18 protein-coding genes, 2 tRNA genes and 3 rRNA genes are annotated in these 24188 nt (G+C 53.3%); 9 read left to right on the forward strand and 14 right to left on the reverse strand.

Annotated elements, in window-relative coordinates:
* Positions 1-58: 58 nt before the first annotated feature.
* The gene (gene yafC, locus AAGR08_RS14845) at positions 59-967 is read left to right on the forward strand and encodes a DNA-binding transcriptional regulator YafC (protein WP_097094851.1); all 909 of its coding nucleotides are present in this window, start codon (positions 59-61) and stop codon (positions 965-967) included.
* 12 nt (positions 968-979) lie between these two features.
* Here the strand turns inward: yafC and dkgB are convergent, their stop codons facing one another.
* The 7 genes from dkgB to gmhB form a co-directional block, all read right to left on the reverse strand.
* Positions 980-1783, reverse strand: a complete 804-nt coding sequence (gene dkgB, locus AAGR08_RS14850) for a 2,5-didehydrogluconate reductase DkgB (RefSeq protein WP_345827230.1) — start codon at positions 1781-1783, stop codon at positions 980-982.
* 168 nt (positions 1784-1951) lie between these two features.
* A tRNA-Asp gene (locus AAGR08_RS14855) sits at positions 1952-2028 on the reverse strand.
* A gap of 102 nt (positions 2029-2130) precedes the next feature.
* Positions 2131-2246 (reverse strand): 5S ribosomal RNA (rrf, locus tag AAGR08_RS14860).
* 227 nt (positions 2247-2473) lie between these two features.
* Positions 2474-5379, reverse strand: a 23S ribosomal RNA gene (locus tag AAGR08_RS14865).
* A 214-nt stretch (positions 5380-5593) separates the two neighbouring features.
* A tRNA-Glu gene (locus tag AAGR08_RS14870) sits at positions 5594-5668 on the reverse strand.
* Between the two features lie 89 nt (positions 5669-5757).
* Positions 5758-7298 (reverse strand): 16S ribosomal RNA (locus AAGR08_RS14875).
* Together the 16S, 23S and 5S rRNA genes with 2 tRNA genes alongside form the textbook arrangement of a ribosomal RNA operon.
* A 407-nt stretch (positions 7299-7705) precedes the next feature.
* On the reverse strand, positions 7706-8266 hold the full coding sequence (gene gmhB / locus AAGR08_RS14880) for a D-glycero-beta-D-manno-heptose 1,7-bisphosphate 7-phosphatase (protein ID WP_097094853.1): 561 nt from the start codon (positions 8264-8266) through the stop codon (positions 7706-7708).
* A 188-nt stretch (positions 8267-8454) separates the two neighbouring features.
* On the opposite strand from gmhB, the gene metN reads away from it, so the two are divergent.
* From metN to proS, 6 genes are all read left to right on the forward strand, one after another.
* Positions 8455-9486, forward strand: a complete 1032-nt coding sequence (metN, locus tag AAGR08_RS14885) for a methionine ABC transporter ATP-binding protein MetN (protein ID WP_345827231.1) — start codon at positions 8455-8457, stop codon at positions 9484-9486.
* Positions 9479-10132 carry a methionine ABC transporter permease MetI gene (locus tag AAGR08_RS14890; protein ID WP_007893963.1) on the forward strand — a complete coding sequence of 218 codons (654 nt, stop codon included), beginning with the start codon at positions 9479-9481 and terminating at the stop codon, positions 10130-10132. Before metN ends, AAGR08_RS14890 begins: the two co-directional genes overlap by 8 nt.
* Before the next feature lie 37 nt (positions 10133-10169).
* Complete coding sequence (locus tag AAGR08_RS14895; protein ID WP_097094855.1) at positions 10170-10985, forward strand: MetQ/NlpA family lipoprotein; 816 nt, start codon at positions 10170-10172, stop codon at positions 10983-10985.
* Between the two features lie 128 nt (positions 10986-11113).
* A complete protein-coding gene (gene rcsF, locus AAGR08_RS14900; RefSeq protein ID WP_345827232.1) occupies positions 11114-11515 on the forward strand; it encodes an Rcs stress response system protein RcsF in 402 nt (133 codons plus the stop codon).
* Positions 11512-12219, forward strand: coding sequence for a tRNA (N6-threonylcarbamoyladenosine(37)-N6)-methyltransferase TrmO (gene tsaA / locus AAGR08_RS14905; protein ID WP_345827233.1), 708 nt, complete (start codon positions 11512-11514; stop codon positions 12217-12219). The genes rcsF and tsaA overlap by 4 nt, the downstream gene beginning before the upstream one ends.
* An 89-nt stretch (positions 12220-12308) precedes the next feature.
* Complete coding sequence (gene proS, locus AAGR08_RS14910; RefSeq protein ID WP_345827234.1) at positions 12309-14027, forward strand: proline--tRNA ligase; 1719 nt, start codon at positions 12309-12311, stop codon at positions 14025-14027.
* 30 nt (positions 14028-14057) lie between these two features.
* Here proS and arfB read toward each other — a convergent pair whose 3' ends face one another.
* Positions 14058-14468: an alternative ribosome rescue aminoacyl-tRNA hydrolase ArfB gene (gene arfB, locus AAGR08_RS14915; protein WP_007893949.1), complete on the reverse strand. Its 411-nt coding sequence runs from the start codon at positions 14466-14468 to the stop codon at positions 14058-14060.
* 215 nt (positions 14469-14683) lie between these two features.
* On the opposite strand from arfB, the gene AAGR08_RS14920 reads away from it, so the two are divergent.
* Positions 14684-14884 (forward strand): YaeP family protein, encoded by a 201-nt coding sequence (locus AAGR08_RS14920; protein ID WP_036622231.1) that lies wholly within the window; start codon positions 14684-14686, stop codon positions 14882-14884.
* Entirely contained in the window at positions 14871-15131 is a 261-nt protein-coding gene (gene rof / locus AAGR08_RS14925; protein WP_097094859.1) for a Rho-binding antiterminator, read from the forward strand. The genes AAGR08_RS14920 and rof overlap by 14 nt, the downstream gene beginning before the upstream one ends.
* A 39-nt stretch (positions 15132-15170) precedes the next feature.
* On the opposite strand, the gene AAGR08_RS14930 is transcribed toward rof, so the two are convergent.
* From AAGR08_RS14930 to dnaE, 6 genes are all read right to left on the reverse strand, one after another.
* Positions 15171-15479, reverse strand: a complete 309-nt coding sequence (locus tag AAGR08_RS14930) for a cytochrome c (RefSeq protein ID WP_345829926.1) — start codon at positions 15477-15479, stop codon at positions 15171-15173.
* Between the two features lie 14 nt (positions 15480-15493).
* Complete coding sequence (tilS, locus tag AAGR08_RS14935; RefSeq protein ID WP_345827235.1) at positions 15494-16795, reverse strand: tRNA lysidine(34) synthetase TilS; 1302 nt, start codon at positions 16793-16795, stop codon at positions 15494-15496.
* A 54-nt stretch (positions 16796-16849) separates the two neighbouring features.
* Positions 16850-17239 (reverse strand): VOC family protein, encoded by a 390-nt coding sequence (locus tag AAGR08_RS14940; protein WP_097094862.1) that lies wholly within the window; start codon positions 17237-17239, stop codon positions 16850-16852.
* Between the two features lie 75 nt (positions 17240-17314).
* Complete coding sequence (locus AAGR08_RS14945) at positions 17315-19465, reverse strand: lysine decarboxylase LdcC (RefSeq protein WP_097094863.1); 2151 nt, start codon at positions 19463-19465, stop codon at positions 17315-17317.
* 257 nt (positions 19466-19722) lie between these two features.
* Positions 19723-20682: an acetyl-CoA carboxylase carboxyl transferase subunit alpha gene (gene accA / locus AAGR08_RS14950; RefSeq protein WP_097094864.1), complete on the reverse strand. Its 960-nt coding sequence runs from the start codon at positions 20680-20682 to the stop codon at positions 19723-19725.
* A 12-nt stretch (positions 20683-20694) separates the two neighbouring features.
* Complete coding sequence (gene dnaE, locus AAGR08_RS14955) at positions 20695-24177, reverse strand: DNA polymerase III subunit alpha (protein WP_097094865.1); 3483 nt, start codon at positions 24175-24177, stop codon at positions 20695-20697.
* Between the last annotated feature and the right edge of the window lie 11 nt (positions 24178-24188).

The raw sequence follows: 24188 nt of genomic DNA on the forward strand, positions 1-24188 counted from the left end.
CATGCTTTAATGACAAAAAGATGCAAAATGAGAATAGACTTTTGTCCCTGAGGGAATAATGAAAGCATCATCAGAAGAGCTGAAGGTATTCATTGCCGTAGTTGAGAGCGGTAGTTTCAGTCGTGCTGCGGAACAGTTACACATGGCCAACTCTGCTGTGAGCCGTACTGTAAAAAAGCTGGAAAACAAGCTGGGTGTTGCCCTATTGACTCGTACGACTCGTCAGCTAGCGTTAACCCACGAAGGCGAACACTACTTTCGTCGCGTGCAAAAGTTAATGCAGGAGATGTCTACGGCCGAAAGTGAATTATTAGAGCGTCAGATGGCTCCACGGGGCATACTGCGCATTGATGCCGCTACGCCTGTGGTTCTTCATCTTCTACTGCCTATGATCAAGCCCTTTCGCGAACGTTATCCAGATGTCACGCTTTCGCTGATTTCCTCTGAGAGTTTTATCAATCTTATTGAACGCAAAGTTGACGTTGCGATTCGTGCAGGAAACCTGGTGGACTCCACACTACGTGCTCGTTGGCTTTTTACGAGCTATCGTAAATTAGTGGCTACGCCGGCTTATCTGGCAACGTATGGCGTTCCAACATCCGTTGCTGATTTGGCACATCATGAATGTCTTGGCTTCGTTGAAACACCACGCTTAAATCGCTGGCCCGTGGCCGACGAAAGCGGCGTGCTTTACGATATCGTTGCTGGGATATCATCTAACAGTGGTGAGACGCTCAAGCAATTGTGTTTAGACGCTCAAGGCATTGCCTGTTTATCGGATTTTATGGTGGACAGTGAAATAGCAGATGGCACTTTTATCGAATTATTAGCTGAGCAGCGAGTGGCAGTAGAGATGCCTTTTAATGCGGTATATTACAGTGATTTAGGGGTAAGCCAGCGCGTGCGCGCTTTTATCGATTTTCTCAGTGAATGGGTAAAAGATCAGCCCTGGCGAGTGCAGGGCTGAATACCGAGGAGATTAATCCCAGTCTGGTGCCAGACCTTCCGGGCTAACTAATCGCTGCTGGCGATCCAGCGCTGCAATACTTGCCATGTCTTCTTGATCCAGCGTTAGATCCCTCGCAGCCATATTGCTGGCCAGATTTTCACGCTTAGTGGATGACGGGATCACCGCATAACCTAACTTCATCGCCCAGGCCAAAACAACTTGAGCCGGAGTGGCTTGATGCTTTTCTGCAATTGCATTAATCACGTCATCCTTCAGCGCCTCACCATAAGCCAGCGTCATATAGGAAGTGATATGCAGACCTTGCTGTTTAGCAAAGTCGACCACCTGACGATTCTGCAGGAAGGGATGCAATTCAATTTGGTTAGTGGCAATGTTTTCTACACCAACGGCTTCAATAGCCTCTTTCATCAAGGCAATGGGGAAATTCGAAATACCAATCTGACGCGTCAGTCCCGCTTCTTTTGCGGACATCAATGCCAGCATGCTCTCTTTTACCGAAACTGCCGAGCCAGGCGAGGGCCAATGAATCAATGTAAGATCGACATATTCGGTACGCAGCTTTGTTAGGCTCTCTTTTAAACTCGGGATTAACTTATCTGCAGAGAGATTTTCTATCCAAATCTTAGTCGTAATAAACAGTTCATTACGATCTATGCGGCTTTCTTCGATCGCCTGACCCACAGCTGCTTCATTTTCATAGATTTGAGCGGTATCAACCGTGCGGTAACCAAGCTCAAGCGCGGTCTTAACTGAATGGATTACAACATCGTCTTGCAGACGGAAAGTACCTAAACCAAAAGCGGGGATTGTCATGATTTCCTCATCGGATTGTGTTGTGCTTCGATGAGAACATTCTGGCAGGTTTATTGTTGCTGAAAAATCCGCTTATAAGCAGAAGAATATTGATTAACAATCAACAATAACGGCTGAATTATAAACATGAAAAAGCCCTGACTTTGCAGTCAGGGCTTATCAATTAAGTGGCGGAACGGACGGGGCTCGAACCCGCGACCCCCTGCGTGACAGGCAGGTATTCTAACCAACTGAACTACCGCTCCACCGATTCTGTACTGATATCAGAAAATCGTTCTGATTTCAGGTGTTTCACCCTTTCCGCGTCACCGGGAAGGTCACGACCCGATAACGGGTCTTAAATTGATGCCTGGCAGTTCCCTACTCTCGCATGGGGAGGCCCCACACTACCATCGGCGCTACGGCGTTTCACTTCTGAGTTCGGCATGGGGTCAGGTGGGACCACCGCGCTACAGCCGCCAGGCAAATTCTTTTCGCTCTGTCCTGTGTCTTTTACGCTGCTGCTGCGTTGGCCGCTCTCGCGCTACTCCGTCACATACCCTCGTATGCTCCCTCGTAGCGTCTCGTTTGCCGCCTTGCTTCAGCGCAAAATCCTTCGGACCTAACTCCGCAGGACAAAACTGAATTCTTTATCCGGTAAAACAAGCTGAAAATCTCTGGTCTCTCTCACCAAAACGCCTCTGGCGTTGTAAGGTTAAGCCTCACGGGTCATTAGTACCGGTTAGCTCAACGCATCGCTGCGCTTACACACCCGGCCTATCAACGTCGTAGTCTTCAACGTCCCTTCAGGACTCTCAAGGAGTCAGGGAGAACTCATCTCGGGGCAAGTTTCGTGCTTAGATGCTTTCAGCACTTATCTTTTCCGCACTTAGCTACCGGGCAGTGCCATTGGCATGACAACCCGAACACCAGTGGTGCGTTCACTCCGGTCCTCTCGTACTAGGAGCAACCCCCCTCAATTCTCCAGCGCCCACGGCAGATAGGGACCGAACTGTCTCACGACGTTCTAAACCCAGCTCGCGTACCACTTTAAACGGCGAACAGCCGTACCCTTGGGACCTACTTCAGCCCCAGGATGTGATGAGCCGACATCGAGGTGCCAAACACCGCCGTCGATATGAACTCTTGGGCGGTATCAGCCTGTTATCCCCGGAGTACCTTTTATCCGTTGAGCGATGGCCCTTCCATTCAGAACCACCGGATCACTATGACCTGCTTTCGCACCTGCTCGAGCCGTCACTCTCGCAGTCAAGCTGGCTTATGCCATTGCACTAACCTCCTGATGTCCGACCAGGATTAGCCAACCTTCGTGCTCCTCCGTTACTCTTTGGGAGGAGACCGCCCCAGTCAAACTACCCACCAGACACTGTCCGCAGCCCGGATCACGGGCCTACGTTAGAACATCAAACATTAAAGGGTGGTATTTCAAGGTTGGCTCCACGCAGACTGGCGTCCACGCTTCAAAGCCTCCCACCTATCCTACACATCAAGGCTCAATGTTCAGTGTCAAGCTATAGTAAAGGTTCACGGGGTCTTTCCGTCTTGCCGCGGGTACACTGCATCTTCACAGCGATTTCAATTTCACTGAGTCTCGGGTGGAGACAGCCTGGCCATCATTACGCCATTCGTGCAGGTCGGAACTTACCCGACAAGGAATTTCGCTACCTTAGGACCGTTATAGTTACGGCCGCCGTTTACCGGGGCTTCGATCAAGAGCTTCTCCTTGCGGATAACCCCATCAATTAACCTTCCGGCACCGGGCAGGCGTCACACCGTATACGTCCACTTTCGTGTTTGCACAGTGCTGTGTTTTTAATAAACAGTTGCAGCCAGCTGGTATCTTCGACTGGCTTCAGCTCCGGGAGCAAGTCCCTTCACCTACGCGCCAGCGTGCCTTCTCCCGAAGTTACGGCACCATTTTGCCTAGTTCCTTCACCCGAGTTCTCTCAAGCGCCTTGGTATTCTCTACCTGACCACCTGTGTCGGTTTGGGGTACGATTTCGTGTTACCTGGAGCTTAGAGGCTTTTCCTGGAAGCAGGGCATCAGTTACTTCACCACCGTGGTGGCTCGTCGTCACGCCTCAGCCTTAAGACACCCCGGATTTACCAAAGATGTCAGCCTACACGCTTAAACCGGGACAACCGTCGCCCGGATAACCTAGCCTTCTCCGTCCCCCCTTCGCAGTAACACCAAGTGCAGGAATATTAACCTGCTTCCCATCGACTACGCTTTTCAGCCTCGCCTTAGGGGTCGACTCACCCTGCTCCGATTAACGTTGAACAGGAACCCTTGGTCTTCCGGCGAGCGGGCTTTTCACCCGCTTTATCGTTACTTATGTCAGCATTCGCACTTCTGATACCTCCAGCAACCCTCACAGGCCACCTTCAACGGCTTACAGAACGCTCCCCTACCCAACAACACATAGTGTCGCTGCCGCAGCTTCGGTGCATGGTTTAGCCCCGTTACATCTTCCGCGCAGGCCGACTCGACCAGTGAGCTATTACGCTTTCTTTAAATGATGGCTGCTTCTAAGCCAACATCCTGGCTGTCTGTGCCTTCCCACATCGTTTCCCACTTAACCATGACTTTGGGACCTTAGCTGGCGGTCTGGGTTGTTTCCCTCTTCACGACGGACGTTAGCACCCGCCGTGTGTCTCCCGTGATAACATTCTCCGGTATTCGCAGTTTGCATCGGGTTGGTAAGCCGGGATGGCCCCCTAGCCGAAACAGTGCTCTACCCCCGGAGATGAGTTCACGAGGCGCTACCTAAATAGCTTTCGGGGAGAACCAGCTATCTCCCGGTTTGATTGGCCTTTCACCCCCAGCCACAAGTCATCCGCTAATTTTTCAACATTAGTCGGTTCGGTCCTCCAGTTAGTGTTACCCAACCTTCAACCTGCCCATGGCTAGATCACCGGGTTTCGGGTCTATACCCTGCAACTTAACGCCCAGTTAAGACTCGGTTTCCCTGCGGCTCCCCTATACGGTTAACCTTGCTACAGAATATAAGTCGCTGACCCATTATACAAAAGGTACGCAGTCACCCCATAAATGAGGCTCCCACTGCTTGTACGTACACGGTTTCAGGTTCTGTTTCACTCCCCTCGCCGGGGTTCTTTTCGCCTTTCCCTCACGGTACTGGTTCACTATCGGTCAGTCAGGAGTATTTAGCCTTGGAGGATGGTCCCCCCATATTCAGACAGGATACCACGTGTCCCGCCCTACTCTTCGAACTCACAGAATGTGCACTTTCGTGTACGGGACTATCACCCGGTGTCGTGCGACTTTCCAGACGCTTCCACTAATGCACAAACTGATTCAGGTTCTGGGCTGCTCCCCGTTCGCTCGCCGCTACTGGGGGAATCTCGGTTGATTTCTTTTCCTCCGGGTACTTAGATGTTTCAGTTCCCCGGGTTCGCCTCGCAACACTATGTATTCATGTTGCGATGATGCACTGAGTGCACCGGGTTTCCCCATTCGGACATCGTCGGCTGTAGCGGTTCATATCACCTTACCGACGCTTTACGCAGATTAGCACGTCCTTCATCGCCTCTGACTGCCAGGGCATCCACCGTGTACGCTTAGTCGCTTAACCTCACAACCCACAGGCGTTTTGCAACGCTGCAGACTGTAAGCATTTGAGAGACTCGAACATGTTGTTATTCATTTCTTATTACGGAGAAATGAACCAACACGTCGTTTCAATTTTCAGCTTGTTCCGGATTGTTAAAGAGCAGTATCTCAAACATGACGGTTACGTCAGTTTTGAGATACATCGTGGAGACACCTTTCACCTGTCACCAAGCAAGTGGCGTCCCCTAGGGGATTCGAACCCCTGTTGCCGCCGTGAAAGGGCGGAGTCCTAACCGCTAGACGAAGGGGACACGATAGTGTCACGACTTCGCAGCCGTCTTGCTCATTACTTTTCTATCAGACAATCTGTGTGAGCACTTCGCGGGAAGGTATCTTCAGGTAAGGAGGTGATCCAACCGCAGGTTCCCCTACGGTTACCTTGTTACGACTTCACCCCAGTCATGAATCACAAAGTGGTAAGCGCCCTCCCGAAGGTTAAGCTACCTACTTCTTTTGCAACCCACTCCCATGGTGTGACGGGCGGTGTGTACAAGGCCCGGGAACGTATTCACCGTAGCATTCTGATCTACGATTACTAGCGATTCCGACTTCACGGAGTCGAGTTGCAGACTCCGATCCGGACTACGACGCACTTTATGAGGTCCGCTTGCTCTCGCGAGGTCGCTTCTCTTTGTATGCGCCATTGTAGCACGTGTGTAGCCCTACTCGTAAGGGCCATGATGACTTGACGTCATCCCCACCTTCCTCCAGTTTATCACTGGCAGTCTCCTTTGAGTTCCCGGCATTACCCGCTGGCAACAAAGGATAAGGGTTGCGCTCGTTGCGGGACTTAACCCAACATTTCACAACACGAGCTGACGACAGCCATGCAGCACCTGTCTCACGGTTCCCGAAGGCACCAAGGCATCTCTGCCAAGTTCCGTGGATGTCAAGAGTAGGTAAGGTTCTTCGCGTTGCATCGAATTAAACCACATGCTCCACCGCTTGTGCGGGCCCCCGTCAATTCATTTGAGTTTTAACCTTGCGGCCGTACTCCCCAGGCGGTCGACTTAACGCGTTAGCTCCGGAAGCCACTCCTCAAGGGAACAACCTCCAAGTCGACATCGTTTACGGCGTGGACTACCAGGGTATCTAATCCTGTTTGCTCCCCACGCTTTCGCACCTGAGCGTCAGTCTTTGTCCAGGGGGCCGCCTTCGCCACCGGTATTCCTCCAGATCTCTACGCATTTCACCGCTACACCTGGAATTCTACCCCCCTCTACAAGACTCTAGCCTGCCAGTTTCGAATGCAGTTCCCAGGTTAAGCCCGGGGATTTCACATCCGACTTGACAGACCGCCTGCGTGCGCTTTACGCCCAGTAATTCCGATTAACGCTTGCACCCTCCGTATTACCGCGGCTGCTGGCACGGAGTTAGCCGGTGCTTCTTCTGCGGGTAACGTCAATCGGTGAGGTTATTAACCTCACCGCCTTCCTCCCCGCTGAAAGTACTTTACAACCCGAAGGCCTTCTTCATACACGCGGCATGGCTGCATCAGGCTTGCGCCCATTGTGCAATATTCCCCACTGCTGCCTCCCGTAGGAGTCTGGACCGTGTCTCAGTTCCAGTGTGGCTGGTCATCCTCTCAGACCAGCTAGGGATCGTCGCCTAGGTGAGCCATTACCCCACCTACTAGCTAATCCCATCTGGGCACATCCGATGGTGTGAGGCCCGAAGGTCCCCCACTTTGGTCTCGCGACGTTATGCGGTATTAGCTACCGTTTCCAGTAGTTATCCCCCTCCATCGGGCAGTTTCCCAGACATTACTCACCCGTCCGCCACTCGTCACCCGAGAGCAAGCTCTCTGTGCTACCGTTCGACTTGCATGTGTTAGGCCTGCCGCCAGCGTTCAATCTGAGCCATGATCAAACTCTTCAATTTAAGTTTGATTTGCTTAAACAAGTTAAGCATGCTCATCTGTAAAACGTCATAATGAATTTCATTATGTGTTCACTCGTGAGACTTGATATTTTGTTGCGTCCGGAGACGCTGATATCAATCCTGCGAGTGCCCACACAGATTGTCTGATAAATTGTTAAAGAGCGTTGCGAACAGCGGGTTAACCGCCTGTCGCGAGGTGGCGTATATTACGCTTTCCCTCTTCAGAGTCAAACACTTTTTTCAGCGCTTTCATCCGGCGGGATGAATTTCTTCACTCCCTGCTGAGCCGCCTGCGTTGCCGCTTTGCCGTCTCAGTGGTGGCGCATTATAGGGAGTTATTCGGAGCTGACAAGTGCAAATTTCAACTTTTTTGCCGTTCGCTTGAAATTTGCACAAAGAGCCCGCTTTTAGGCCTTTTTGATGCGCGCAGGCAGCTCTGCCAGGCTATTAATAACCCAATCTGCTGCAGCTTCGCCTTCTGCCGTTACCGGCTTACCGCTACGCACCAGCACTTTAGTACCCACGCCTGCCGCTTGCGCCGCCTGCATATCTTCTATTTTGTCGCCTACCATATAAGAAGCAGCCATATCGATATCCAGATGCTGCTGTGCGGAGAGCAACATACCCGGCTGCGGTTTACGGCAATCACAGTTTTGGCGATAGGCTTCTACCGGAGCATCAGGTAAATGCGGGCAGAAATAGATGCCATCCAAATCAACATCACGATCGGCCAGCGACCAATCCATCCATTCGGTAAGCTGCATAAACTGATCTTCAGTAAACATGCCACGCGCAATGCCCGACTGATTCGTCACCAACACCAGCGCATAGCCCATCTTCTTCAGCGCCTGCAGCGCTTCGATGGTGCCATCAATAAATTCAAAATTATCGATTTCATGGACATAGCCGTGATCGACATTCAAGGTGCCATCACGATCAAGGAAAATAGCCGGGACTTTGTTCGCCACGTAGAAACTCCTGCTGCAAATAGAGCTGCTAAGTATCGCATGATTGCGTGCAGCGAGAGAATGGCAGATTGAATGACTACGATTGATTTAGCCGTCTGGATGCCTTAACATCCATCCAAATTTCGTTCAGCCCGGCTGAGTGAATCCTGACACACCACGGACCATGCAACACGATAATAAATAACCTAATGATTAAACTTGAGAATATAACCAAAGTGTTCCAGCAGGGCTCACGCACTATTCAGGCGCTGTCAAATGTCAGCCTGCACGTGCCTGCTGGGCAGATTTACGGCGTCATCGGTTCATCCGGTGCCGGTAAAAGTACCCTTATTCGCTGCGTCAATCTGCTGGAGCGTCCAACCTCTGGTCGTGTTCTGGTTGATGATCAGGAGCTAACCACACTTTCATCAGGTCAGTTGACACTGGCGCGCCGTCAGATTGGCATGATCTTCCAGCACTTTAATCTGATGAACTCACGTACCGTTTCCGGCAATGTGGCACTGCCACTGGAGCTAGGTAATCTTTCGCGCGAGCAAATTAAAAAGCGCGTCACCGAGCTGCTCGAACTGGTGGGCTTATCCGACAAGCACGATAGCTGGCCGGCAAATCTCTCTGGCGGACAAAAACAGCGTGTGGCCATTGCCCGAGCGCTGGCAAGTAGTCCCAAAGTTTTGCTGTGCGATGAAGCCACCAGCGCACTGGATCCCGCTACGACACGTTCCATTCTGGAGCTGCTGAAAGACATTAACCGCCGTCTCGGTATTACCATTCTATTGATCACTCACGAAATGGATGTGGTGAAGCGTATCTGCGATCAGGTTGCGGTCATCAGCAATGGTGAGCTGATCGAGAAAGACAGCGTTAGCGAAGTGTTCTCACATCCAAAAACACCGCTGGCGCAGCAATTTATTCAATCTACTTTGCATCTTGATATTCCCGACGACTACCAGCAACGCATGGTGCCACAGGCAACAGCCGAGAGTGTGCCGTTACTGCGTATGGAATTCACTGGTAAATCGGTTGATGCCCCGCTGCTCTCCGAAGCGGCACGCCGCTTTAACGTTAACAACAACATTATCAGTGCGCAGATGGATTACGCCGGTGGCGTGAAGTTCGGCATCATGTTGGCCGAAATGGATGGCAGTGAAACAGATACACAAGCCGCAATTGCCTGGCTGAAAGAAAATCATGTGAAAGTAGAGGTGTTGGGTTATGTCTGAAGCGATGATGTGGTTACTGACGCGCGGCGTCTGGGAAACGCTGATGATGACCTTTGTCTCCGGTTTCTTTGGTTTTGTCCTCGGTCTTCCAGTTGGCGTGCTGCTGTATGTGACGCGTCCGGGTCAGATTCTGGCCAACAATGCGCTTTATCGCGTGTTGTCAGCGCTGGTGAATATCTTCCGTTCGATCCCATTCATTATCTTATTGGTGTGGATGATTCCCTTCACGCGCGCCATCGTCGGCACGTCCATTGGTTTGCAAGCCGCCATCGTGCCGCTGACCGTGGGGGCCGCGCCATTTATTGCACGTATGGTCGAGAACGCACTGCTGGAGCTGCCAACCGGTTTGATTGAAGCCTCGCGCGCCATGGGCGCCACGCCGCTGCAGATTGTGCGTAAAGTCCTGCTGCCAGAAGCCCTGCCGGGTCTGGTGAATGCCGCTACAATTACGCTGATTACGCTGGTCGGCTACTCTGCAATGGGTGGCGCAGTGGGTGCTGGCGGTCTGGGCCAGATTGGCTATCAATATGGTTACATCGGCTATAACGCCACCGTCATGAACACCGTACTGATCCTACTGGTCGTTCTGGTGTATTTAATCCAATTCTGTGGCGACCGCATCGTGCGTGCTGTGTCCCATAAGTAAGCAAGCAACATCAATAGTCCTCTATTAAGGAAGGGATATGTCTTTTACATTTAAAAAGATTGCCGCTGTGGGTGCTCTGATTGGCGTGATTGCGCTGGCAGGATGCGATCAGAAAGCAAAAGATCCAAACCATATCAAAGTGGGTGTAATCGTCGGTGCTGAGCAGCAGGTTGCTGAAACTGCTGTGAAAGTCGCTAAAGAGAAATATGGCCTCGATGTTGAGCTGGTGACCTTTAACGATTACGTGCTGCCGAATGAAGCGCTGAGCAAGGGGGATATCGACGTGAACGCCTTCCAGCATAAGCCGTATCTGGATCAACAGATCAAAGACCGTGGCTACAAGCTGGCCGTTGTTGCCAACACCTTCGTTTACCCAATTGCAGGTTATTCCAAGAAAATCAAATCGCTGGATGAGTTGCAGAATGGTTCTCAGGTCGCTATCCCGAACGATCCGACTAACCTTGGCCGCTCCCTGCTGCTGCTGCAGAAAGTAGGCCTGATTAAATTGAAAGATGGCGTTGGTCTGCTGCCAACCTCTCTGGATATCACAGAAAACCCGAAAAACCTGAAGATTGTTGAGCTGGAAGCGCCGCAGTTGCCACGTTCACTGGACGATCAGCAGATTGCACTGGCGGTGATCAACACCACTTACGCCAGCCAGATTGGCTTGACGCCAGCCAAAGATGGCATCTTCGTGGAAGACAAAGATTCACCGTATGTGAACCTGATTGTGAGCCGTGAAGACAACAAAGACGCTGAGAACGTGAAGAAGTTTGTTCAGGCCTACCAGTCAGACGAAGTGTCTGAAGCGGCCAACAAGATCTTCAACGGTGGTGCCGTGAAAGGCTGGTAATTTTCACCTTTCATGCCTTGCAGGGCGGCTTCGGCCGCCCTTTCTTTTGCCATAAATTGCACCTGACTTGTTATTTATTGTCGTCCTTGTTTCAATAACGCCACTTTTTATTACTTGAGGATGTTGCCATGCGTTTTTTACCGCTCTGCTTGTTGGCATTGATGCTAACTGGGTGTGTGCGTGAATATCACCCGATAAGCAGTGCTCCATCTCGACCGCAACAGGCATCCAACCAACCAGAACGCAAGCCTGCGGCACGTCCCGCACCGGTGAAGATCTACACCGATGCGACCGACCTGGTTAGCAACCCGTTCCGCGATTTAGGTGAAGTTTCTGGCGAAGATTGCCAAAGCAGCAACCAGGATTCCCCCCCGAACATTAACACCGCACGTAAGCGTCTGCAGATCAAAGCGGCTAGCATGAAAGCTAACGCCGTGCTGCTGCATAAATGTGAAATTGTCTCGAGTACGCCCGGCTGCTATCGCCAAGCCATTTGCCAAGGTTCCGCACTGAAAGTCTCGAATCAATGAGTGAGTTTGCCTGCGCGCAAATCGGCGTGATTCGTTCACCGTGGAAAGAGAAGTTTGCCGTCCCGCGCCAGCCCGGTCTGGTGCAGGATGGCGGCGGCGAGTTGCATCTCTTACCGCCTTACAACCAGCCGGAAGCGGTACGCGGGCTGGAAGATTTCAGCCATCTGTGGATTCTGTTTATCTTTCATCAAACCATGGAAGGTGGCTGGCGTCCGACGGTGCGCCCACCGCGTCTCGGCGGCAATGCGCGCATGGGCGTGTTCGCCACCCGCTCGACCTTCCGCCCCAATCCTATTGGCATGTCGCTGGTTGAGCTAAAAGGCATTCGCTGTGAGAAGCAGCAGGTCATTTTACAGCTTGGCAGCCTCGACTTAGTCGATGGCACGCCGGTGGTGGACATCAAACCCTACCTGCCCTTTGCCGAAGCGCTACCTGATGCGCGCGCCGGTTTTGCCCAGGCCGCTCCGGATGCCACTATGCCGGTACGCTTTTCGCCGCTGGCGCAGAGCCAGCTTGAGCAGCACCTGAAAACATACCCGCAGCTGGCACGTTTTATCACCGACGTACTGGCGCAGGATCCACGTCCCGCCTACCGTAAAGGTGAAACGCAGGATCGTGAATATGCCGCATGGCTACTCGACTTTAACGTGCGCTGGCGCATTGATGAGGCAGGAACCGAGGTGATCGCCCTCGATCCACGCTAAAACGCGCTTTTGAGTGATTGATCTCACTGGTACACTAGCCGCCAGAAAAATTTTGTCAGTTTCCTTCCGTATAACTGGAATCGTAATCAATGCGTACTACTCAATATCTGCTCTCCACTCTGAAGGAGACACCTTCCGATGCAGAAGTGATCAGCCACCAGCTGATGCTGCGCGCCGGCATGATCCGCAAACTGGCTTCCGGTCTCTATACCTGGCTGCCAACCGGTATTCGCGTATTGCGAAAAGTTGAAAATATCGTGCGTGAAGAGATGAATAACGCCGGTGCGATTGAGATCTCCATGCCGGTGGTTCAGCCTGCCGATTTGTGGGAAGAGAGTGGCCGCTGGGAGCAGTACGGCCCGGAACTGCTGCGCATTAAAGATCGCCATGAGCGTCCTTTCGTGCTGGGTCCAACCCACGAAGAAGTGGTGACCGATTTGATCCGCAACGAGCTGAGCTCTTATAAGCAGTTGCCGCTTAACCTGTATCAGATCCAGACCAAATTCCGTGATGAAGTGCGCCCGCGTTTTGGTGTGATGCGTTCACGCGAGTTCATCATGAAAGATGCTTACTCGTTCCACACTACGCAGGAATCGCTGCAGGAAACCTACGATGCGATGTACCGCGCCTATAGCCAGAGCTTTAGCCGTATGGGTCTGGATTTCCGTGCGGTACAAGCGGATACCGGTTCGATCGGCGGTAGCGCATCGCACGAGTTCCAGGTCCTGGCGCTGAGCGGTGAAGACGATGTGATCTTCTCGAGTGAGTCTGATTACGCGGCCAACATTGAGAAAGCTGAAGCCTTAGCGCCGGCTGGCGAGCGTCCGCAGGCATCACAGACGATGACGCAGTTCGATACGCCAAATGCCAAGACTATCGCCGAGCTGGTTGAGCAACATCAGCTGCCGATCGAGAAAACCGTCAAGACGCTATTCGTCAAAGCCACCGAAGAGAGCGGCCACACGCTGGTTGCCCTGCTGCTGCGCGGCGATCATCAGCTAAACGAAATCAAAGCTGAAAAGCTGGATATCGTGGCAGCACCGCTGGAAATGGCCAGCGAAGAAGAGATTCGCGCATTGTTAGGCGCAGGCCCGGGCTCACTCGGTCCGGTTGGTTTGACCATGCCCGTGATTGCCGATCGTACCGTGGCGAAAACCAGCGACTTCTGCGCCGGCGCGAACATCGATGGCAAGCATTTGAGCGGCATCAACTGGGGTCGCGATCTGCCAGAACCCCGCGTGGAAGATATCCGTAACGTGGTTGAAGGTGACCCTAGCCCGGACGGTAAAGGCACGCTGCAGATTAAACGCGGTATTGAAGTCGGTCACATCTTCCAGCTGGGAACCAAGTACTCGGAAGCGATGAAAGCGGCGGTACAGGGCGAAGATGGCCGTAACCAGGTGATGACCATGGGTTGCTACGGCATCGGTATCACGCGCGTGGTGGCAGCGGCAATTGAGCAGAACAACGATGAGCGCGGCATCATCTGGCCTGCAGCGCTGGCACCGTTCGAAGTCGCCATTTTGCCGATGAACATGCACAAATCTTTCCGCGTGCAAGAGCTGGCAGAAGAGCTGTACAACACGCTGCGTGCAAAAGGCATCGACGTAATTCTGGATGACCGTAAAGAGCGTCCAGGCGTGATGTTTGCGGATATGGAGCTGATCGGCGTACCGCACACTATCGTGATTGGCGATCGTAATCTCGATAACCAGGAAATTGAGTACAAGGCGCGTACCGCCAGCGAGAAGCAGATGATTAAGCAGCACGACATCGTCGACTTCCTTGTGCAAGCGCTCAACAAGTAACACTGAAACGCCTCCAAACGGAGGCGTTTTTTATTGCACTTTTCCGCGCATCGCCTTCACGTTACTGCGCCGCGTTTTGCCTTCCAGTCGCCTCACTTTAGAACCGTGCGTCGGTTTCGTGGCGCGCCGGACTTTTTCCACCGTGGTTAACTCCTGAATCAGGTTGATCAGACGCTGCACAGCCGCTTCGCGATTCATTTCCTGACTGCGGTGCTCCTGCGCTTTGATGATCACCACACCTTCCGCCGTGATCAAATGGTGGCTCGCCGCCAGCAGCCGCTCTTTGTAAAATGGCGGCAGCGACGACGCATTAATATCAAACCGCAGGTGAATAGCCGTTGAGGTTTTATTCACATGCTGCCCGCCGGCACCTTGTGCCCGGATGGCACTGAGTTCCACTTCATTATCGGCCAGTGAAACCGAACGAGACAGCACAATCATCTGTCACCTACCGTTTGTTTCGACGCTATGACGCGTAATAACCTGTTCATCAACTTAACCTTTTGTGCGCATGCAGAGCGCGTAAGACCAGCGCAATGTGTCACTTTTGTCCTGCTGTTTGCATCATTCCCGTGACGACCGGGCTGATTTCCATGAATTCCCTGTGATATAGTCGCCTATCATCCAGAGTATCAAGCTCTGCTGAGGAGGTGTATGTGCAAAAGTATTGTGAGTTAGTTCGCCAGAAGTATGCCGAAATTGGTAGCGGCGACCTTGGGTATGTGCCAGACGCGATAGGTTGTGCGTTAAAGGCTCTCAATGATATTGCCGCTGATTCTGCGCTAAACTCTTCTCTCAGGGAACAAGCAGCGTATGCCGCTGCAAACTTATTGGTGAGCGACTATGTTGACGAATGAAGCCTACAAACCCATCAACTGCGATGACTACGACAACCTCGAACTCGCCTGCCAAAAAAACTGGACGCTGTCGCTGGAGTTAAAAAACGGCGATCAGATCAAGGCGAAAGCCGTGGACATGGTCTCACGTAAAAACGTCGAGTACCTTGCCGTCGATCTCTCCGGCGAGACCCGCGAAGTGCGGCTCGACCACATCGCCAGCTTCACCCATCCGGAGCTGGGCACCGTCGTCGTTAGCGAAGAGTAAACCTCTCTCAGGGCGGGAATCCTATCCCGCCCACCTCGCTTAAGGCTTTAACGAACTGTAATACGCCGACAAATCTTCCATATCCTGATCGCTCAATCCCGCTACAAAGGCTTTCATTACTTCCGCCTGGCCGCCGCTGCGTTCGCCTTTTTTGTAGGCCTGCAGCGAGTGCAGCAGATAAGGCGCATGTTGCCCCGCCAGGTTCGGATAAAGCGGCACTGCACTTTTGCCCTCCGCGCCGTGACATGCCATACAGCTTGCCGCTTTTTGCGCACCAGCATTGACATCGCCCTCGGCAAACGCCGGCAGCGTCGCAGCGCATAAAAGCGCAGCAATTAAATACTTCATCATTGCTCTCCATTTTATTGTTGTGGTAACCAGATCGCCTGCCAGCCTTGCTTATTACTGGCTGCGCCTTCGCGCGTGATAAACAGTCCCGGCGCGCAAATGAGCGTCTGGTTGTAGTAAATCAAGGGGATACGTTCGCGTTGCCAGGGCGCAACGCCCAACTCTTGCCAAAGCTTTTTGATCTCGCGGCCACCCGCGCGACCCAGCAGGTGATAATAGCCTTGTGCCTTGAAGCGAATAGTGATCTCTTCATCCGCATCAGGCTGCCGTAACTCTGCAATCTCGCCGTTGGCGTGCAGAACACCTAAACCTGCCGGTAAATCGAGCGGCTGGCTGCGGTCTTGCCAGGTTAGCGAGTGCTGACTCAGCGATGGCTGCGGCCTTAGCCAGTAGAGTTGCTGGCGATAGCGGCGCAGCTCAAATGCGCCAAAACGCAGGCAAGGTCTGGCATCTTCACGGCTGTTGATGACTTCATCGGTAATACGTTTTAGTGCCTCGCGCGAGGGCATTGCGCCGCCCTGCTGGGCAATCCAGCGGCGTAACAGCGCATGGCGCCGCGCTTCACTCATGGTAACCAACGGCGGGAAATGCAGGGCACCGCGCCCATCGGTAAGCTGCACCAACTGTTCCGCCAGTAGCTCATCCAACAGCTGCTCCTGCTCGCCACAGAGTGCGGCACTACGTGCGCTGGCGGCACTGAAATGTGGCCAGCGCGCCTGCAGCAGCGGCAAAATCTGCTGGCGCAGGAAGTTGCGGTCATAGCGGCTATCAGCGTTACTTTCATCTTCAATCCAGCGCAGATGATGTTCCGCGGCGTAGGCTTCCAGCTGCTGCCGAGGGATATCGAGCAACGGGCGCAGGTGCACGCGATCGCCAACGCTGCGCTGCGACGGCATCGCCGCCAAACCGGCCGGTCCACTGCCGCGTTTTAACGCCAGTAGCAGCGTTTCAGCCTGATCGTCGAGGTGCTGTGCAGTAAGTAAGTGCTCACCGGGTTGTAGCTGCTGAAACAGCGCCTGGTAGCGCGCCTCGCGTGCTGCCGCTTCAATGCCATTGTGGCGGCCATCAACCTGTACACGCAGAATCTCACAAGGAATCTGCCACTGCTGGCAAATCTGCTGGCAATGTTGCGCCCAGCTATCAGCATTGGGGCTTAAGCCATGATGAACATGTAACGCACGCACGCGCAGCTGCGGCTGCTGACCTTGCCAGCAGACCAACTGATGCAGCAGCACGGTTGAATCGAGTCCGCCACTGAACGCCAGCACACAGCGGGCGTCGGGTGTCAGCAGCGAAGCAAGATGAGATAAAGACATGAGCGCGTTCCGTCCAAGCGAGCCACCGAATTGCGGCTCGCGGCGGACGCTAGTTTACGCCTGATACAGCTCCAGCGGCAAACCGTCCGGATCGGGGAAAAAGGTGCAGGCTTTGCCAGTTAGCGCATCGATACGAATCGGTTCGCACATCACGCCTTTTTCCGCCAGCGCGGCAATCGACTGCTCAACATCATCCACGCAAAATGCTAAATGGCGCAGGCCACAGGCTTCCGGCCCGCTGACGCGCGGAGGTGGTGATGGGAATGAGAAAAGCTCAATGGTGTAAACCCCATTCAGGCCGAGGTCGCCTTTCCAGGAGTCGCGCTCGGCGCGATAATATTCACCCAAAAGTTCAAAGCCCAGCACGTCACAGTAAAACGCCTTACTGCGCTGGTAATCGGTGGCAATAATGGCAATGTGGTGGATCTGTTTAATCTGTAGCATAGCGGCTCCGGTTGTCACATCAGCCGCTTACCCTACGTGGCAAAAGCGGCAATGGAAAGAGGGGATTATCCTAAGTTAGCGATCGTCTTCTTCACGCAATACGCGCACCAGATAGCGGCCATCTTCGGTCAGCGTCGCGCCATGGATATCGGTTTCGAAGCCGGGATAATGGCGCCCGATGGTACAGAGCATCAGCAGAAAATCGAGCACTGAACGGCTCTCTTCAGTGATCATCTCGCCCGGCATCACGACCGGCACGCCTGGTGGGTATGGCAAAATCATGTTGGCCGAGATACGTCCCACCAGCTCACCAATATCAACGGTTTCAACCTGGCCTTTTACCTGACGCTGAAAGGCCTGATGCGGTGTCATTTTCATCTCAGGCAGCACGTCAAATGCCTTCAGCATCAGACGCGGCAGATCGTGTTGCAGAATCAGCTGATGAATCCCCTGCGCCAGCGTTTGAATACGCATATTGCGATAGAAATCGGGATCTTCAGCGTAGAGATCCGGCAGCATGTTTTTTACCCGCAGATTGAGATCGTAGGCGCGCTTAAATTCGGTAAGACCACGCAGCACGCTCATCGCCTTGGTTTTATCGATACCGATGCTGAACAGGAACAGCAAATTGTAGGGTCCGGTTTTCTCCACCACGATGCCGCGCTGGTCGAGGAATTTCGCCACCAGCGCGGCGGGAATGCCCTCTTCCGCCATCTTTCCGAGCTCACTCATGCCCGGCGTCAGGATGGTGACTTTGATCGGATCGAGATACATGTGATCGCGGTCGGCGTTGGTGAAGCCGTGCCAGTCGTCTTCGCCCGGCTGGATCGGCCAGCATTCAGCTTGATCGACTCGCTCGGGCTGCCAGATATCAAAGAACCAGCCATCGGATTCTTCGCGTAAGCGCTGAATCTCACGGCGAAAATGCAGCGCACGCTCAACAGACCGATTGATCAGCCGCTTGCCCGGATTGCCGCGCAGCATCGCGGCCGCCGTTTCAATCGATGACACGATCGCGTAGCTCGGCGATGTGGTGGTGTGCATCATGTAGGCTTCGTTGAAAGTGTGCTCGTCGTAATCGCCTTTGATGTGAATCAGCGAAGCTTGCGAGAACGCCGCCAACAGTTTGTGCGTCGATTGCGTTTCATAGATCACTTTGCCGGGAATACGATCGCCGCTCATGCCGCTTTTTCCCGCATAGATCGGATGGAAATTGGTGTACGGCACCCATGCTGAATCGAAATGAATCGACGGCACATCCAACGTTTGCTTGATGAACTGCGTGTTATACAGCAGGCCATCGTAAGTTGAGTTGGTGATCACCGCATGCACAGGCCAACTGGCGCGCGGCGTGGCGTTGACCTTTTGCTGAATGCTGTCGCGCGTAAATTCACGCTGCGGGATACCACCAAGAATGCCTAGCGCGTTACGCGTCGGCTTGAGCCAGATCGGGATAATATCGCTCATCATCAGTAAATGGGTCAGCGATTTATGGCAGTTACGGTCAATCAATACCGTGCTGCCGGCGGGAGCCGCGTACATGCCGACGATTTTGTTTGAGGTCGAGGTGCCGTTGGTCACCATGTAGCTTTGCTCAGCACCAAAGGTGCGCGCGACATACTCTTCCGCTTCCAGATGCGGACCGGTGTGGTCGAGTAACGAACCTAATTCTGTTACCGAAATCGAAACATCGGCTTTTAAGGTGTTCGAGCCAAAGAAATCATAGAACAGGCTGCCGACCGGACTTTTCTGGAAGGCACTACCGCCCATATGACCAGGCGTGCAGAAAGTGTATTTGCCCTCTTTGACGTAGGTGAAGAGGGCTTTCGTCAGCGGCGGCGTAATGTTATCGATGTACTCATCGGTGTACTGACGGATATGCAATGCGATGTCGTCGGCTGCGCTTAAGGCGTACTCAAAGAAGTGCAGCGCCATACGCATCTCGTTGATGCTGACATCCATTTGTGAATGGGTGTTGATGAAGGCGTACAGCGGCAGATATTCGTTGAGCTGATTGATGTCGCTACATAGCGCCAGACTGTATTCGTCCCAGTCGAAAATCACGCCGCAGATGCGCGGATTGTGTTCGATCAGTTTCACCAGGTCGCTGGCATTATTGGGATAAACGGTTTGGAAGCCCTGCTGTTTCAGTGCGGCATCCAGTTCGCGAATAGGCTCATCTTTGTAGAAAGCGCCGTGCGGTCCCATGATCGCAATAATATTCACTGCTCACCTCCTGTGGTGTTGTGGCACTGAATAAGGATAGCGAAAAGCGGACAAGGATGGACCTGGAATGCTCTGCTGTTACCCGGTTATCCTAACGTTAATGATGTGGGCGTATAAAAGGTCGTCATAAATGACGCCCCTACGGAAGGCGGTGCGGTTTTGCAGGGGGCGCCATTTATGACGACCGATTCATAATCAGGCGTATCGAAGGCATAAAAAAAGCGGACCGAGGTCCGCTTCTTGCTAAGCCTAATGTATCAAGCGTAGCCGTAATTCATCAGGCGCTGATAACGACGGTTGAGCAACTCTTCGGTGCTCAGCACATCAAGATCGGCAAGATCCGCTAACAGCTGCTGCTTGAGGCTGGCAGCGATGTCCAGCGGATGACGATGCGCACCACCCAGCGGTTCTGGAATGATGGAATCGATCAGTTTCAGCTCTTTTAAGCGCTCAGCGGTGATGCCCATCGCTTCTGCAGCTAACGGCGCTTTATCGGCGCTTTTCCACAGAATTGACGCACAGCCTTCCGGTGAAATCACCGAATAAGTGCTGTACTGCAGCATGTTCACCTTGTCACCCACGCCGATGGCCAACGCCCCACCGGAACCGCCTTCACCGATGACGGTACAAATCACCGGAATTTTCAGGCCAGACATTTCGCGCAGGTTACGGGCAATCGCTTCAGACTGGCCGCGCTCTTCTGCGCCCACGCCCGGATACGCACCCGGCGTGTCGATGAAGGTGATCAGCGGCATCTTGAAGCGTTCAGCCATTTCCATCAGACGCAGCGCTTTACGGTAACCTTCTGGTGCTGGCATACCGAAATTACGGCGGATTTTCTCTTTAGTTTCGCGACCTTTCTGGTGACCAATGACCATCACTGGACGACCGTCTAAGCGCGCAATACCGCCGACAATCGCTTTATCATCGGCGTAAGCACGATCGCCAGCCAGTTCGTCGAAATCATCAAACGCGTTGCGGATATAGTCCAGTGTATAAGGACGCAGCGGATGACGCGCAAGCTGCGCCACTTGCCAGGCGCCTAAATCAGAGAAGATTTTACGGGTCAGCTCGACGCTTTTTTCGCGCAGACGCTGCACTTCTTCATCCAAATTAATATCGTGTTTTTCATCCGAACGACCAATCGATGTTAACGAGTCGATTTTCGCTTCAAGCTCTGCGATTGGCTGTTCAAAATCCAGGTAATTAAGACTCATAATGTTCCTGTTTTAGTCAAACTCCAGTTCCACCTGCTCCGATCCTACTAACGACCGCAAATCGTTGAGTAAACGATCGCTGGGCGAAATTCGCCACGCTGCACCAAAGCGCAGCTTCGCCCGCGCATCGGCTCTCTGATAGTAGAGATGCACCGGAATGGTCCCGGAGCGATGAGGCTCCAGAGACTGGCGGAGACGGTTTAAAAGCTGGTCATCAATTTGCCTGTCCGTCAGCGAGATAGCAAGTCCGCGCGCGTATTTTTCCCGCGCTTCGTCGATGTCCATAACTTCTCTGGCGGTCATTTTAAGGCCACCGCTAAAGTCATCAAAGCTGACCTGTCCGCTGACGATCAGGATACGGTCCTTCTCCAGCAACTGCTGGTATTTATCTAACGCATCGGTAAATAACATCACTTCAAGACGACCAGAACGATCGTCAATCGTACAAATACCAATTCGGTTGCCGCGCTTAGTCACCATCACCCGGGCGGCAATCACCAGCCCCGCTGCGACGGTTACTTTACCACGATCTGTCGGATGCATGTCTTTCAGCCGCATGCCGCCGACGTAACGCTCAATTTCTTTCAAATACTGATTAATCGGATGGCCGGTAAGATACAAACCGAGCGTCTCACGTTCGCCATCCAACTGAACCTGCTCTGGCCAGGGCGTAATGCTGGCGTAGGATTTCTCCACCTGCTCCGGCTCTTCTGCCAGCACACCAAACATATCGGCCTGGCCGATGGCTTCGGCTTTGGCGTGCTGATCGGCGGCTTTTAACGCATCGCCAAGCGCACTCATCAACGCCGCACGATGCGGCCCCAGACGATCAAACGCCCCCGACATGATCAGTTTTTCCATCACGCGACGGTTGATCTTCTTGGTGTCAGTGCGCGCACAGAGATCGAACAGCTCTTTGAAGTAGCCGCCTTCGTTACGCGCATCAATGATCGCTTCAATCGGGCCTTCGCCCACGCCTTTGATCGCGCCGATGCCGTAAACGATCTCACCTTCATCATTAACGTGGAACGGATAGAGGCCTGAGTTGATGTCAGGTGGCAGCACTTTAAGGCCCATGCGCCAGCACTCATCCACCAAACCGACCACTTTCTCGGTGTTATCCATATCGGCGGTCATTACCGCTGCCATAAACTCTGCCGGATAGTGCGCTTTCAGCCACAGCGTTTGGTAGGACACCAGTGCGTAAGCCGCGGAGTGTGACTTGTTGAAGCCATAACCTGCAAACTTCTCTACCAGATCGAAGATTTTCATCGACAGTTCGCCGTCGACGCCCATCTTCTCCGCCCCGTCCTGGAACACCGAACGCTGCTTCGCCATCTCTTCCGGTTTCTTTTTACCCATCGCACGACGCAACATATCTGCGCCACCCAGCGTATAGCCAGATAGCACCTGCGCGATCTGCATCACCTGTTCCTGGTACAGAATGATGCCGTAGGTCGGCTCCAGCACCGGCTTCAGGGTTTCGTGCTGCCACTGAATATCCGGATAGGAGATCTCTTCGCGGCCGTGCTTACGGTCGATGAAGTTATCGACCATGCCGGATTGCAGCGGACCCGGACGGAACAGCGCCACCAGTGCGATCATGTCTTCGAAGCAGTCAGGCTTCAGACGTTTGATCAGATCTTTCATGCCGCGCGATTCAAGCTGGAACACCGCAGTGGTTTCCGAGCGTTGCAGCATGTCGAAGCTTTTCTTGTCATCCAGCGGGATGGCGGCGATATCGATCGGCGGCAGACCCTGCTTTTCACGGCGCGGGTTAATCATCTTCAGCGCCCAGTCGATGATGGTGAGCGTACGCAGGCCGAGGAAGTCAAACTTCACCAGCCCGGCGTACTCCACGTCATTCTTATCAAACTGGGTAACCGGGAACTGTCCGTTCTCATCGCAGTATAGCGGAGCAAAATCGGTAATCTTAGTCGGCGAAATCACCACACCACCGGCATGTTTACCGGCGTTACGCGTGACACCTTCCAGTTTGCGCGCCATGTCAATCAGCGCTTTAACCTCTTCGTCTGCCTCATAGATCTCCGGCAGCTGCGGTTCAGCCAGGAAGGCTTTTTCCAGCGTCATGCCCGGATCCGGCGGGATCAACTTGGAGATACGATCGACGAAACCATACGGATGACCCAGCACGCGTCCAACATCGCGGATTACCGCTTTCGCCGCCATGGTACCAAAGGTGATGATCTGCGATACCGCTTCACGCCCGTACATCTCGGCAACGTGATCGATAACCTGATCGCGCTTCTCCATGCAGAAGTCGACGTCGAAGTCGGGCATCGACACACGTTCCGGGTTAAGGAAGCGTTCGAACAGCAGGTCAAACTCCAGCGGATCGATATCGGTAATCTTCAGCGCATACGCCACTAACGAACCCGCACCCGAGCCGCGGCCTGGGCCAACGGGAATGCCGTTGTCCTTCGACCACTGGATAAACTCCATCACGATCAAGAAGTAACCGGGGAACCCCATCTGGTTGATAACGGTAAGTTCAATTTCCAGACGTTCGTCATATTCCACGCGTTTCTCGGCGCGTACTGCGGCATCGGGGAAGAGAAATTCCAGTCGCTCTTCCAACCCTTCACGCGATTTCGCCACAAGGAAATCTTCGGTGCTCATCTCTCCGGTGGGGAACTGCGGCAGGAAATATTCACCGAGGCGCACCGTCACGTTACAGCGCTTAGCAATCTCTACGCTATTTTCCAGCGCTTCCGGGATGTCCGAAAACAGCTCGCACATCTCCTCTTCACTGCGCATATATTGCTGAGGACTGTAATGACGCGGACGTTTCGGATCGTCCAACGTATAGCCGTCATGAATCGCTACGCGGATTTCATGCGCATCAAAATCTTCTTCATTCAGGAAACAGACTTCATTGGTGGCAACGACCGGCACGCCTTCGGCAATCGCCAGCTCCACGGCAGCGTGCAGATAGGCTTCTTCATCGGCGCGGCCGGTGCGTATCAGCTCAAGGTAATAGCGATTGGGGAAGTGTTCCTGATAGAAGCTCAGGCACTGCGCCACCATGGCACTGTTGCCGCGCAGCAAGCTACGACCGACATCACCACGGCGTCCGCCGGACAGGAGGATCAAACCTTCGCCTAACTCAATCAGCCAGTCACGATCAATAATCGGCCCTGCAATACCATAACCGCGCTGATAAGCGCGCGAAATCAGCAGGGTGAGATTTTGATAACCGGTATTATTCGCTGCCAGCACGGTTAGCTGCGTCAGCTCGTCGCCCATTAATTCACTGGCGACGTGGAAGTCAGCACCAACAATCGGCTTGATCCCCGCGCCGTGCGCGCTGCCGTAAAAACGCACCAGCCCACAGAGGTTGATGTAATCGGTAATCGCGATTGCCGGCATACCCAGCGCAGCCGCCTTCTTGACCAAAGGTCCGGTTTTCGCCAGACCATCAACCATGGAGTAATCGCTATGGACGCGCAGATGTATAAAACGAGGTTCAGCCATATCAGTTTCCG

Origin of the sequence: Pantoea sp. BRR-3P, assembly GCF_039621635.1 — a bacterium.
Lineage (GTDB): Bacteria > Pseudomonadota > Gammaproteobacteria > Enterobacterales > Enterobacteriaceae > Pantoea > Pantoea floridensis.

What these genes read in the sequence shown, in the direction of transcription:
- yafC (WP_097094851.1), top strand. Translation starts at nt 59, where the DNA reads ATGAAAGCATCATCAGAAGAGCTGAAGGTATTCATTGCCGTAGTTGAG.
- dkgB (WP_345827230.1), bottom strand. Translation starts at nt 1,783, where the DNA reads ATGACAATCCCCGCTTTTGGTTTAGGTACTTTCCGTCTGCAAGACGAT.
- metN (WP_345827231.1), top strand. Translation starts at nt 8,455, where the DNA reads ATGATTAAACTTGAGAATATAACCAAAGTGTTCCAGCAGGGCTCACGC.
- AAGR08_RS14890 (WP_007893963.1), top strand. Translation starts at nt 9,479, where the DNA reads ATGTCTGAAGCGATGATGTGGTTACTGACGCGCGGCGTCTGGGAAACG.
- AAGR08_RS14895 (WP_097094855.1), top strand. Translation starts at nt 10,170, where the DNA reads ATGTCTTTTACATTTAAAAAGATTGCCGCTGTGGGTGCTCTGATTGGC.
- rcsF (WP_345827232.1), top strand. Translation starts at nt 11,114, where the DNA reads ATGCGTTTTTTACCGCTCTGCTTGTTGGCATTGATGCTAACTGGGTGT.
- tsaA (WP_345827233.1), top strand. Translation starts at nt 11,512, where the DNA reads ATGAGTGAGTTTGCCTGCGCGCAAATCGGCGTGATTCGTTCACCGTGG.
- proS (WP_345827234.1), top strand. Translation starts at nt 12,309, where the DNA reads ATGCGTACTACTCAATATCTGCTCTCCACTCTGAAGGAGACACCTTCC.
- arfB (WP_007893949.1), bottom strand. Translation starts at nt 14,468, where the DNA reads ATGATTGTGCTGTCTCGTTCGGTTTCACTGGCCGATAATGAAGTGGAA.
- rof (WP_097094859.1), top strand. Translation starts at nt 14,871, where the DNA reads ATGTTGACGAATGAAGCCTACAAACCCATCAACTGCGATGACTACGAC.
- AAGR08_RS14930 (WP_345829926.1), bottom strand. Translation starts at nt 15,479, where the DNA reads ATGAAGTATTTAATTGCTGCGCTTTTATGCGCTGCGACGCTGCCGGCG.
- tilS (WP_345827235.1), bottom strand. Translation starts at nt 16,795, where the DNA reads ATGTCTTTATCTCATCTTGCTTCGCTGCTGACACCCGACGCCCGCTGT.
- AAGR08_RS14940 (WP_097094862.1), bottom strand. Translation starts at nt 17,239, where the DNA reads ATGCTACAGATTAAACAGATCCACCACATTGCCATTATTGCCACCGAT.
- accA (WP_097094864.1), bottom strand. Translation starts at nt 20,682, where the DNA reads ATGAGTCTTAATTACCTGGATTTTGAACAGCCAATCGCAGAGCTTGAA.
- dnaE (WP_097094865.1), bottom strand. Translation starts at nt 24,177, where the DNA reads ATGGCTGAACCTCGTTTTATACATCTGCGCGTCCATAGCGATTACTCC.